Source organism: Bacillus sp. 7894-2, assembly GCF_002272225.1.
Classification (GTDB): Bacteria; Bacillota; Bacilli; order Bacillales; family Cytobacillaceae; genus Cytobacillus.
In genome coordinates this window covers 1-12045 of sequence record NZ_NPDG01000066.1, presented here as the reverse complement: position 1 = coordinate 12045, position 12045 = coordinate 1, and the positions used below count along the sequence as shown (strand labels likewise).

The 12045-nt window shown below is 38.6% G+C and carries 12 protein-coding genes; 3 read left to right on the top strand and 9 right to left on the bottom strand.

The genetic code is table 11. From position 1 onward, the window contains the following. Window positions 1-214 precede the first annotated feature (214 nt). Window positions 215-574 carry a YugN family protein gene (locus CHI10_RS09805; protein WP_095244112.1) on the top strand — a complete coding sequence of 120 codons (360 nt, stop codon included), beginning with the start codon at window positions 215-217 and terminating at the stop codon, window positions 572-574. Between the two features lie 90 nt (window positions 575-664). Here CHI10_RS09805 and CHI10_RS09800 read toward each other — a convergent pair whose 3' ends face one another. Continuing rightward, complete coding sequence (locus CHI10_RS09800) at window positions 665-1015, bottom strand: Asp23/Gls24 family envelope stress response protein (RefSeq protein ID WP_095244111.1); 351 nt, start codon at window positions 1013-1015, stop codon at window positions 665-667. A gap of 157 nt (window positions 1016-1172) precedes the next feature. Between CHI10_RS09800 and ytvI the strand changes: the two genes are divergently transcribed. Next, window positions 1173-2231: a sporulation integral membrane protein YtvI gene (gene ytvI, locus CHI10_RS09795; RefSeq protein WP_095244110.1), complete on the top strand. Its 1059-nt coding sequence runs from the start codon at window positions 1173-1175 to the stop codon at window positions 2229-2231. Window positions 2232-2303: 72 nt separating this feature from the next. Here ytvI and CHI10_RS09790 read toward each other — a convergent pair whose 3' ends face one another. From CHI10_RS09790 to cyoE, 8 genes are all read right to left on the bottom strand, one after another. Further along, window positions 2304-3476 (bottom strand): GNAT family N-acetyltransferase, encoded by a 1173-nt coding sequence (locus CHI10_RS09790; RefSeq protein ID WP_095244109.1) that lies wholly within the window; start codon window positions 3474-3476, stop codon window positions 2304-2306. Between the two features lie 132 nt (window positions 3477-3608). Then, a complete protein-coding gene (locus CHI10_RS09785) occupies window positions 3609-4076 on the bottom strand; it encodes a DUF420 domain-containing protein (RefSeq protein WP_095244108.1) in 468 nt (155 codons plus the stop codon). Between the two features lie 230 nt (window positions 4077-4306). Next, a complete protein-coding gene (gene ctaG / locus CHI10_RS09780; RefSeq protein ID WP_095244107.1) occupies window positions 4307-5209 on the bottom strand; it encodes a cytochrome c oxidase assembly factor CtaG in 903 nt (300 codons plus the stop codon). Between the two features lie 180 nt (window positions 5210-5389). Further along, window positions 5390-5725: a cytochrome c oxidase subunit IVB gene (gene ctaF, locus CHI10_RS09775; protein ID WP_048011869.1), complete on the bottom strand. Its 336-nt coding sequence runs from the start codon at window positions 5723-5725 to the stop codon at window positions 5390-5392. A gap of 4 nt (window positions 5726-5729) precedes the next feature. Beyond that, on the bottom strand, window positions 5730-6359 hold the full coding sequence (locus CHI10_RS09770; protein WP_035328684.1) for a cytochrome (ubi)quinol oxidase subunit III: 630 nt from the start codon (window positions 6357-6359) through the stop codon (window positions 5730-5732). Beyond that, entirely contained in the window at window positions 6359-8227 is a 1869-nt protein-coding gene (gene ctaD / locus CHI10_RS09765) for a cytochrome c oxidase subunit I (protein ID WP_095244106.1), read from the bottom strand. Before ctaD ends, CHI10_RS09770 begins: the two co-directional genes overlap by 1 nt. 28 nt (window positions 8228-8255) lie before the next feature. Continuing rightward, window positions 8256-9332: a cytochrome c oxidase subunit II gene (gene coxB / locus CHI10_RS09760; RefSeq protein ID WP_095244105.1), complete on the bottom strand. Its 1077-nt coding sequence runs from the start codon at window positions 9330-9332 to the stop codon at window positions 8256-8258. A 110-nt stretch (window positions 9333-9442) separates the two neighbouring features. Then, a complete protein-coding gene (gene cyoE / locus CHI10_RS09755; RefSeq protein WP_095244104.1) occupies window positions 9443-10381 on the bottom strand; it encodes a heme o synthase in 939 nt (312 codons plus the stop codon). 633 nt (window positions 10382-11014) lie between these two features. On the opposite strand from cyoE, the gene CHI10_RS09750 reads away from it, so the two are divergent. Next, the gene (locus CHI10_RS09750) at window positions 11015-11992 is read left to right on the top strand and encodes a COX15/CtaA family protein (RefSeq protein ID WP_095244103.1); all 978 of its coding nucleotides are present in this window, start codon (window positions 11015-11017) and stop codon (window positions 11990-11992) included. Window positions 11993-12045: the final 53 nt, after the last annotated feature.

Sequence of the window (12045 nt, the reverse complement as noted above, 5' to 3'; positions counted from 1 at the left end):
GTTTGGCACTGCTCAGTTCCATCTGCTCAAGATATGTCAGCCAGGCGTTAAATATGGCATTTCAGCTAACGTTCTTTGACAGATGAATGTTTTCTTGCATGAATCCGTTGCAAGTTACGCTTTTTTCTACTATTATTAAATTTGAGATAAACTTGTTAAAATTATGCATGGATCCGTTCATCAGAACCATGGATTGTTTTCAGGAGGGATAATTATGAAATTTGAAAACACAGGTCTGCAAAATAATAAAGCAGACTTAACCCGCTTAGATGAAGTAATGCTTTCACACGGCCTTGTGCGTGAAGGGCAATGGGATTATGAAAGAGTTACATATGATCGTAAATTCGAATTAAAAGAAGGTGTTTTTTACCTTCGTGTATTTGGATATGCTGCTGAAGGAGATGTAGGAGCCCATAGAGCAACTATTCAGCTTATGACCCCGCTACTAGGGAAACATTACTATCCGCACGGTGTAGAATACGGCGAAGGCGAAAGCTTCCCTAAATCATTAGTAAGCCAATGCGAAAAAATTCTTAGTGAAATTAAAGCTGAAATTGACCAATTTGCTGAGTAACTTTTGCTGAGGTTACAGAATGTATTTTCTGCATAAAAAGACGCATGAACATCATGCGTCTTTTTTATATCAGCTTTAGACCTGCGAAATTTAATTTTCTGAAAGAGCATTCCCTGCAGATATTATTTTTTGAACTGAGAGATCCACTCTTTTTACCTTCAGTCCTGTTAAATGGACAATTTCATCCTTAATTTCTTTCTGAATCCTGAGAGCTTCCTCCAGGATATTTTTTCCTTTTACTATGTTAAGCTTAATTTTCAAGTATACTTCAGTGTTTTTAAAAGTGATGGAGATCGGTTCTTCTTTTCTCTTAAAAACAGTGAATCTTTCATGTTTTAGAGGAATTACACCTTCTCTTTCCTCCAGGCTGGATTCTACGATTGCAGAGATTATATCAATGGCTGCCTGAATCGTCTCGAAGTTAAGATGATCGTTATGCATCTTCCTTTCACTTCTTTCTGTACGATTTTTAATATACGGGCAATAATCTCTCAGCTTTAAACCGTTTACTTTTTTGTTTTTATAATATTTAATGCATAATATAATCAAAGTGTTACGGTCTTTTGATGGTTAACAAAATTGGGAAAGGGGACTTATTTTGTCTACATTATTCACAAAACGTTTTTTATTCATATTGATTGCTGTAATTCTTATAACTGTCCTTTTTTATTTCATTTTGCCTGTTTCTGTTCCGCTGATTGTTGCATTTATTACAGCATTAATCCTGGAGCCAGTTGTGAAACTGCTGCAAAATAAAATAAAAATAAGCCGAAGAGTATCTGTGCTGATTACTTTTCTGGGATTTGTCCTCTTCATTGGCTTATCAGGTTACTTTATTACGACAAAAGTGATTACTGAAGCCATTAAACTTGTTGAAAATGCTCCTATGTACATTAATGAAATTACAAAAGCATGGCTCAGGGCAGAAGCGGACTTTTCCAATGCCGCCAAAGACCTTCCTAAAGACCTTGTTGATGAAATAAGCAACCAGATTCAATCCTTCTTGAATAAAACGAAGAATGACCTTGTCGCTTACGTAAATATTGATAGCTTAAAAGCACTTCTGACAAACATCCCGAATTATCTTGTCAGTTTCATCGTATATTTGATTGCCTTATTTTTGTTTTTAATTGATCTTCCACGATTAAGGAAAGGCTTGTATAATCACCTTACAGATAAAACAGCAGATAAAGTCAAGTTTATGACTTCACGGCTCTCTTATGTTGGGTTTGGCTTTTTCAAGGCTCAATTCCTTGTAAGTGTGATTATCTTTATCGTTTCCTTGATTGGATTATTATTTATCAATCCCGAAATGGCATTGATCATGTCTATAATCATTTGGGTTATTGACTTTATCCCTATTATTGGCTCAATTGTCATTCTAGGCCCATGGGCATTGTTCCATCTGCTGACAGGAGATTTAGCTATGGGGACACAATTGGCAATTCTTGCAGCAGTCCTCTTAATTATCAGGAGGACAGTTGAGCCAAAGGTAATGGGCACCCATATAGGGCTATCTCCGCTTGCTACGCTAATAGCCATGTATCTAGGCCTGAAACTCATTGGAATACTGGGCTTCATTATTGGCCCATTACTGGTCATTGCATTTAATTCCGCAAAAGAAGCAGGACTTATTAAGATGAATTTCAAAATATAAACTTAATAAAAAAGTAAAAAAGCGTCCGCCTGGACGCTTTTTCTTTCCTACAGACATCTCAACTGAGTTTCCTTAAAAAAAGTCATAGAAAAATGACTTTTGCACAGGAATTTTTCTTTCAAGTATTTCTGCATCATTTCTTGGACCTTTAATTTCACCTAGATCATATAACTCCATTGGCCTCTTATAGCCAATTATAATCGCTGAAAGGGCATTGATAGACATATGCAGACCTCGTGCTGGAGGGTTTGTGCATTGGCTTCCTTCTTTCTCTTTATAAGCCCTGACACCGTTTTCAGCAATTAAGTAGCTCCCATTATTCCATGGTGCATGGTGATCCTCAATATGAAGAAAGACATTTTCCTCATTATCAAGGAAAGAATATTGGGCGAGACATTTTTCAGCATTGACGATTCTTCCCATAAAGTATGGGAAAATCTCCATTTTTAAGTTGGGCTGATTCAGGTAATATGGAAATGGATCATGAACGGATGTAATAATCTTAACTTCGTCAACCATCGAATCATGCTGACAGATAAAGTTCCATAAATTCACTCTGGCTTCCTGATTTAGAGCTGCAAATTCTTCAATATCCATTTTATTGTCTTTTACCTTAAACAATATATAGCCCTGTCCTTCACCTGATTCGTTAAAATACACCGCAATCTGGTAATCAGAATACACAAAGTTTTCCCACCAGTATGTGTCTCTTACAAGCCCTCCTGAAAAACGCTGCATATATTCTTTATAAATCTTTTCAATAATTAATGTGTGCTGGTTCTTAGTATATCGCTTAATGGTCCCTGAAGATTTTCCCTTCATTTTTAAATCTATTTTCTTAATATGCGTTTTCTTATATTCAGTGAATATCTCCCATCCGTATTTCCGATAGAAAGAAATATCAAATGGATGCAAAAATGAAAATATTTGCCCCTTATTGTTCATCTCGGCTAAAGCTTGCTTGATTAGGCTGCTAACATGCCCTCTTCTTCTGAATTCCGGATATGTTGCCACACCGGCAACACCTCCCATATCCCATTCAAAGCCATTAATATGAACTTTCAGGGGGATGATGTGAAGTTTGGCAGCCAGACTTTCCTCTTCCCAGATACCAAGAATGGCATGATTTTTCAAACGTTCCATCCTGGCCGGGATGTCAGCTTCAGGCACATTGTATTGGAAGGCATACATGGAGAGCTTCATGGCCTCTATATATTCATCCTCTGTTAATTTTCTTACAGTCACAATACTCACTCCCAATTAAATATCATTATTAATATTCGCCATATACTTATTAAGTCCTTTTAATTAAGAAGTGGATAATATTTTGGGCATAAAAAAAATACCGCTAAACAGCCAGCGGCATCTCATAACCTGTTACGTACCCAGGATTGCTTTTATAACTGATGTGGTTTCTCCTCCATGGTAGAAAACATACAGCAGCAGATAGACTGCAACACCTGTTATGCCTGTAAAAAACCAGATCACACTGGTTATCGGTCCCAATTTCCTATGTGCAGCCACTTTATTTTTATAGCCCGTATATAACGAGATGATTCCTAAAACTGCCCCCACTGTTGCCAGAGTAATATGGAAAATTAAGAAAATCGTATAATAAATTTTTATATCATCAGGGCCGCCAAATGCAGTATTTCCAATAAAAACAGTTCTGCTGGCATAAATGATAAAGAAAATAACAGCAAACACAGCTGCCAAAGTCATTGTTTTCTTATGAGCCTCAAGCTTCTTTTTGCTGATTTGCACCCACCCAATCGCAACAGTTATGGCACTTAGCATAATAAATGCTGTGCTTATGGTCGGGAGTACAGGCAATGAGTAGTCCATAAATTCTTCCTCTTTTCACTATCAGTTTAAAATTAATCTTCACGGTGTTATTTATCACGAAGTTCATTTTATTAAAGTGTACTATATTTTTCAACTAACTGTATGAGCTTTTAATAAAATTTCCTTAAATGTTCAATATTTATTTCATTCCATGTGATCATAATCATTGCAATTTACATTTTATATTTTATCAAAAAAATAAACTCCAGCCTCTGACTGGAGTTTATTCTTTATTTTACTAAATGCGGATTTAATATTGCTTCTTCTTCTGAAGGGGTAATTTCCTGTTCTTTTTTGTACCAGGCATAGAAGATTTGCGCAAGAATAAAGCCATATACAATTTCCTGGATAATCTTCATGATGACCCCGCCAAGCTGCTGATCGTGTATAAGTGACATTGAATTGAACATTTCAGGCCCGCTAAGATTCAGGCTTGCCAGTGTCGCAGAAGGAACACATAACTGAAGGGCCTGTGCCCATGCATTTGGATCAGAATATGTGCTGTACATTGGAGTATCTGAAAAAATGATCAGAGCACATGCAGGAGTCAATAAAACACCATTTGCAAAAATGTATCCTACCTTCTTCAAGCCGTCCAGTGACTCCATTTCAGGAAGTTCATTAATAGTCGGCCACCACATAAAGATTGCCAGAAGAAACAGGCCAGATGTATATACAGTATGAAACATCATATCCGTTTTTACCACGTCAAAAACATCTGGTATGTGGTATATAGAAAATACTCCATTAAACAGGATAATGGCGATTAATGGCTTTGTAAAGATACTGAATACAGGTTTAACAGCTTTGTGATTAACTACTCTTCTCCACACCCACTGAGGGATTCCCATGACTACAAGGGGAGGAACGACTAAATACAGGATAGCCATCTGTATCATATGGGCATAAAACATTAAATGGCCCATCAGGTCCAGCGGAGAGCCTTTGATCGCATATAACACAATCATAGCGATTGTAAAATACACACCCTGCCGTTTAGTTAATGGCTCACTATCTTTGAACTTTTCACGATACTTTACTGTTAACATAAAGTAGCCTGCAAGAATCAGTGCTACAAATAAAAAGAAATATGGACTCCAAAGTGCACGGAAACCGAATATTTCCAAAGACATGCTATCACCTCATTAAATATTGCTCAACCGATCTTAAACGTTTCCAATACTAAGCGATATTGACAAGTACTATTATACTCTCTTCAGTCACCAATCTCAATAAAACGGAAAATAGGTATTAATTGCAAATACTTCATTACATAAAAAGAAAACCGGCCAACAGCCGATTTTCTTTTGAACTTACCACCAAATAACAGTCAAGAAAGCAATGATTGTGATAAATCCGACAAATGCTCCTGAATATAAGAACAATGACGGTGCTTCATGACCTTTGTGGCTCATATGCATGAAATAATATAATTGGAAGACTACTTGCACAAGTGCAAGAATCAGGATGAACGGCACTATAAACCATCCGGAGAAACCTTCATAACCTGCTGCTACGAAGGCAACAATTGTCAGGAAGATCATTAGTGCGAATGTGATAACTTGATGTCTCATCTCTTCTGCACTTTTTTTGCGTCTATATTCAATGTCTACTCTTGGGTTACCTGAGTTTGGTTGTTGATTGGCCATCAGTTTATCCCACCATTCCCATTAAATATACTACTGTGAAGATGAATACCCAAACAACGTCGATAAAGTGCCAGTATAGGCTGGCTACATAAAACTTAGGAGCATTGTAAAGGCTCAATCCTCTTTTGCTGTTGCGGATCATCAAAGTAGTGATCCATAGTAAACCGAATGCCACGTGAGCACCATGGAATCCAACTAACGTGTAGAAGGCTGAACCAAAGGCACTGCTAGTGAAGCTATGATGGAACTCATGCACATAGTGATTGAACTCGTAAATTTCCAAACCGAGGAATCCAAGTCCAAGCAAAACAGTAATCCCAAGCCATAGCTGCATTTTTTTGAAGTTGAAGTTCTTCATGTGATACATAGCATATACGCTTGTGAGCGAGCTTGTTAATAGCAGCATTGTCATAATGAATGCCAATGGAATTTCAAACAAGTCTTTCGCAAGAGCCATGTCACTGCTAGGTACTTTGTCTTTTAAAGCAAGGTAAGTGGCGAATAGGGAGGCGAATAAAACCGTCTCTCCCCCAAGGAAAAACCAGAAACCTAAGAATTTGTTCTTGGCTTCGAGGGTTTGCTTTTCAGGCGACGCAGGCCATGTTTCATAAGTCATTTTTTGTTCAGTAGCCATTATGCCTTAACCCCCTTATCATTATTGTCTTCCAAATCTTCTTTATGAATGTGGTATCCATGATCATCCTTGACAGAACGAACAAACATGGAGCCTAGAGTAATAAGCATACCCACAATTAGTACTGGAATACCCCAGCTGTGTTCTGCGCGGTACATTGCACCAAATGCAGCAACAAATAAACCGAAAGAAATGACAAATGGAATGAACGAGTTGTTTGGCATATGGATATCACCAAGCGGCTCAGCAGGCGACATGCCTTCTTTGCCTTCCATTTTTTCAAGCCAGTATGCATCAAGGCCGCGAATCAGCGGAAGCTGCTTGAAGTTATAGAATGGAGGCGGTGATGGAATGGCCCACTCTAGTGTACGGCCGTCTCCCCAAGGGTCATTGCCAACTTTTTCATTTTTAACGCTAGTAATAACAATATTTATTAACAAGATGATTACTGCAGCTGCCATGAAGAAAGCACCTACAGTACTTACCATATTCGACGTTTCAAATCCCTGTCCAGGAAGGTAAGTGAAGATACGGCGCGGCATTCCCCAAAGTCCAAGGAAATGCTGGATAAAGAATGTTAAATGGAATCCAATAAAGAATAATACGAACGTAATTTTTCCAAGGAATTCGTTTAACATTGTACCGAACATTTTTGGCCAATAAAGGTGAGCACCCGCAAATAGTGCAAACACAACACCGCCGACAATAACATAATGGAAGTGGGCAACTACAAAGTAGCTGTCATGGTACTGGTAATCCTGTGCAGCAGACGCCAGCATAACACCAGTAACACCTCCGGCTACGAATGAAGGAATAAAGGCAATAGCCCAAAGCATCGGCGTTGTGAAAGTGATGCTTCCGCCCCACATTGTAAATAACCAGTTAAAGATCTTAATACCAGTCGGTACTGCAATTGCCATTGTTGCAACAGCAAAAATCGCGTTTGCAATCGGCCCCATACCAGTTGTAAACATATGGTGAGCCCATACCATGAATCCTAAGAAACCAATAAGAACCGTTGCGAATACCATTGAAGAGTATCCGAAAAGGCGTTTTCTTGAGAATATCGCAAAAATCTCGGAGAAAATACCGAAAGCCGGCAAAACCAAGATGTAAACTTCAGGGTGTCCAAAAATCCAGAAGAAATGTTCCCAGATAATTGTGTTTCCGCCCATAGCAGGATCAAAGAAGTTAGATCCAAACATACGGTCGAAAATTAACAGGAATAGTCCTACTGTTAAAGCAGGGAATGCAAATAAAATTAATGCTGATGTAACAAATGTTGTCCAAGTAAACAAAGGCATACGCATGTATGTCATACCAGGAGCACGCATGTTAATGATGGTAACAAGGAAGTTGATCCCCCCGATTAACGTACCCGCACCTGATATCTGCAGTCCAAGTGCATAGAAGTCGATTCCATGCCCTTCAGAAGCAATTGATAGAGATGCATAAGAAGTCCATCCGGCATCAGGAGCTCCGCCTAAGAACCATGACAGGTTCAAGAAAACTCCACCAAAGAAAAACAGCCAAAATCCTAAAGAATTCAAGAATGGGAATGCAACGTCACGCGCACCAATCTGAAGTGGCATAACAGCATTCATAAAAGCAAAAATCAGTGGCATAGCCGCCAAGAAGATCATCGTTGTACCGTGCATAGTTAAAATTTCATTATACAATCCGGCACTTACAAAGTCATTATTTGGTACTGCAAGCTGGATACGGATGAACATAGCTTCCAATCCGCCAAGCAAGAAGAAAAATCCGCCAGCTATAAGATAAAGGATTGCGATTTTTTTATGGTCAACTGTAGTTAAGTAATCCCATAAAACCGCTCCGAAACCTTTTTTTTGTGCTAAGGTACTCACAATTTTACCTCCCTTTTCAAAAAAATCCCTATTGTTCCATAACTTTCAAGCCCATTAAATATTCTGTCAGGGCATCAAGCTCTTCTTCAGACAATTCACCATAAGTACCTGTCATTTTATTGCCAGGTTTGAATGTTTCCGGATCTCTTAACCAATCCTTAAGATCTTCTTCAGTATGATCAAGGACACCGGCAATACGGTCACGATCACCGAAGTTTGTTAAGTTAGGAGCTAAACGGGCTGCTTCAGGAGCAGTGTTTGCCGGAGTTACAGCATGACAGCCGATACAGCTGTTATTGAAGACTTCCTGACCAGCTTCGGCAAGATCTGTCTCTGCCTTTTTAGGTTCTTTTACTTCTGCCATTGCAGTTGCCCATTGATCAAATTCATCACGTGGAACCGCTTTAACTTTGAAATCCATTAAAGCATGGGAAGGACCGCAAAGCTCAGCACATTTTCCATAAAATAAATTATCGGCATCTGCAGCCTTTTCACTGTCAAACTTGAGCCAGAATTTATTCACGTTGTCCGTGTTCGTATCCAGCTTACCGCCTACAGCAGGAATCCAGAAGGAGTGCTTAACATCAGAAGCAATAAGATTGAAATAAACTTTTTCATCCGTTGGCACAACTAATTCCTGGCCAGTGATAATTTCCTGGTTTGGATACTCAAATTCCCACCAGTATAAGTTTGCACGCACATTAACAACAAGTGCATCTGTTTTGCCATCTTCATTCTTCTTTTCCATTGGACCTACATCAGCAAGCTTAAAGGTAGCTGAAACTGTCGGTACAGCAAGAATAAGAAGCAAAAGAATAGGAATAACAGTCCAAATGATTTCCAGTTTGTGGCTTCCTTCAACTTGTTTTGGAATTCTGTCGTCCTTGCGGCGGAATTTAAAAACAACAATAAAGAAGATTATTGTTACGACCGCAATTACTCCTACCATTATTACAGTACTTAACACCATTAAATCAAATTGTGTCTGCGCCACTTCGCCGGCAGGTTTTAGCGTAGATAAATACGGTTCACCGGAGCAAGCGGAAAGAATGAGCGCCATCATTGCAAACAGAGAAAAAAGACGCCACTTTGCAAGCCTTTTCATAGCTTAATCAAACCCCTCTTTCGTAAAGATTTCATTTTTTGAATTGTTTGATCAAAAAATATGGATAAATCCCCTCTCGTTATAAACGAAAAAGGAATTTCCTAACTAAGTTAAATAAGTGTGATAATTACCATGGCTACAAACATGATGGTCAGATATTGCAGGGAGTATACAAACATCAATGTAGCCCATTTAATATCATCATTAAACTTTCTTGCATATAACCCGGTCAATAACCAGCCGATGTTTAAAACTGCAGCAAGTATTATGAATGGCCGTCCAAGTGATGGCATTAGGAATGGCAGCGGCAATAATGCTGCAATCCAGATATAAATATGCCTTTTCGTGGTCTTAAACCCTTTTACTACTGGGAGCATCGGAACTCCAGCAGCCCGGTATTCCTCTACCCTTCTCATAGCCAGTGCATAAAAATGAGGAGGTTGCCAGATAAACACGATAGCGAACAGCACCCATGCCATAGGGTCAAGATTGCCATCCGCAGCTGCCCACCCAATCAGCGGGGGAACTGCCCCTGAAATGCTGCCTATAATCGTATTGGAAACAAACCTGCGTTTAGTCCACATTGTATATAGGACAACGTAGCTGAAAACACCAATTAATCCAATTACAACTGCTGTTGCTGTTGTAAACATTAAAAAGGCCGTACCAAGGCCAATAAGCAGAAAACTCAAAAGTGCCACCTTGCCCGGGTTCACTTTCCCAGTAACAGTTGGCCTCCCTTTTGTCCTTTCCATTAATGGATCAATGTCGCGGTCAATATAATTATTTAAGCTGCAGGAGCCTGCAATAATCAAAGAGGAGCCAATTACTGTATAAAGAACCAGATCCAGATTATTGAAAAATCCTTTTCCTGAAAAATGTAGTGCAAGCCAAAGGCCGGTGAAGGCTGTAATCAGATTGGAATTTACAATGCCAATTTTGATAAGAGCAAGAAAGTCCTTCCAGACTGTAGTCTCAGGAATATCTTGTTGGAGGCTTCGCTCTCTATTTTCAATGGCAGCATCACTCAAAGCCCGTGAGTCAGACATATCTTTTCCTCCTTAATTCCTTACCGCGAACATTACACCTACTATAAAGTATAAATGCACCGAAAGCCATATTCACGATAAAAAACGAGGGGTGAACCCTGGATAAATAATAACCATACTAATAGTTTTCTACCATTAATAATGTATTTAAACTGTTTACTATCTAAATGAAGCTAAACCATTTCTCTGTATATTAAATCACACTTTAAAACTCTTTTGTGAATTTTTTTAGAATAATTTATGACTAATTTGTGTCAAAGTCTAAATTTACTTAAAGAAAGGGTTTATTTTTGAGATAATAAATCTGTTTCAGAAAACTACGGAGGAATAATATACTCACTTTATGTATTCTGGGTTACTTTTCCACGACAGGGGACATTCATTTTATACCCCCTTTATATTTCTAGCAAACTCTATTATAAGTTTCAACCTTTTTTACTATAATTAACTTTATAATTTTTATAACTGTTGTAAAAAGCTTTTTATTCCTGTACTATCGAAAAAGTAAATGGACACACATTCATATATGGCTTTTTATAGAATCTTTGTTAAGATAGATAATGGACAAATACGCACTAAATCAATTGTTGACACTATTATTAAACCTAGAATATTTAAAGAAGGTGAAAGGCTTTGCAACGATCTTTAAAATGGCTTGCTGTTCTCACATCTATCGGCATGCTTTTGGTTTTGCTGGGCGGTGCCCTGGTAACGAAAACGGAATCAGGAATGGGGTGCGGGAAATCGTGGCCGCTTTGCAATGGCGAGTTAGTTCCCACCAATATTACTACTGAACTGATTATCGAACTGGCACACAGACTAGTTTCAGGCGCTATTGGATTTATGGTTCTTATATTATCGATTTGGACATGGAGAAAAATAGGACATATTAGAGAGACAAAGTTTTTAGCGCTGACTTCGCTTTTTTTCCTTATCCTGCAGGCTTTAATTGGCGCTGCCGCAGTAGTCTGGGGGCAATCTGATTTTGTGCTCGCCCTTCATTTCGGGATATCATTAATTTCTTTTGCTGCTGTACTGCTCCTGACTTTGCTTATTTTTGAAGTTGATAAAAAATTCGAGGCAGAAAAGCTTATTATCGATAAAAGAATGAGGAAACATATTATTGGAGTTTCTTTATACAGCTATGCTGTTGTTTACACCGGCGCACTTGTGCGTCATGTAAATGCCAGCCTTGTATGCCGTGACTGGCCGCTTTGTATAAATGGATCTTTCGCACTTCCGGCTAATATATACGAATGGGTGCAAATGGGGCACCGGGCTGCCGCTGGATTAATTTTCATATGGATTGGTTACATTACCTATCTGGCCATTAAACATTACAAGGACCAGAAGGTAATTTACTGGGGCTGGATTATTTCATTTATCTTAGTATCACTTCAGGTTTCCGCTGGAGCATTGGTCGTCTTAACCAGACTTAACTTATATATAGCTCTTGCACACGCCTTCTTTATTTCCTGCTTATTTGGAGTATTAAGCTATTTTATCCTCCTGTCTTCAAGAAGCAGAAAAAATGAGCTTGCTGTTTCAGCAGTTAAGGAAAAAGAGAAAAGTGATGAATCGGCTATCCCTACTTTTACTTCCATTCCATAAATAAAATAAACAAAAGAGCTTCGGCAAATGCCGAAGCTCTTTTGTTTATTTTA

Excerpts from the sequence above, each read along its gene's own strand:
- CHI10_RS09785 (WP_095244108.1), bottom strand. The coding sequence starts at position 4,076 with ATGGACTACTCATTGCCTGTACTCCCGACCATAAGCACAGCATTTATT.
- ctaG (WP_095244107.1), bottom strand. The coding sequence starts at position 5,209 with ATGTCTTTGGAAATATTCGGTTTCCGTGCACTTTGGAGTCCATATTTC.
- CHI10_RS09770 (WP_035328684.1), bottom strand. The coding sequence starts at position 6,359 with ATGGCTACTGAACAAAAAATGACTTATGAAACATGGCCTGCGTCGCCT.
- CHI10_RS09800 (WP_095244111.1), bottom strand. The coding sequence starts at position 1,015 with ATGCATAACGATCATCTTAACTTCGAGACGATTCAGGCAGCCATTGAT.
- cyoE (WP_095244104.1), bottom strand. The coding sequence starts at position 10,381 with ATGTCTGACTCACGGGCTTTGAGTGATGCTGCCATTGAAAATAGAGAG.
- CHI10_RS09805 (WP_095244112.1), top strand. The coding sequence starts at position 215 with ATGAAATTTGAAAACACAGGTCTGCAAAATAATAAAGCAGACTTAACC.
- ctaF (WP_048011869.1), bottom strand. The coding sequence starts at position 5,725 with ATGGCCAATCAACAACCAAACTCAGGTAACCCAAGAGTAGACATTGAA.
- coxB (WP_095244105.1), bottom strand. The coding sequence starts at position 9,332 with ATGAAAAGGCTTGCAAAGTGGCGTCTTTTTTCTCTGTTTGCAATGATG.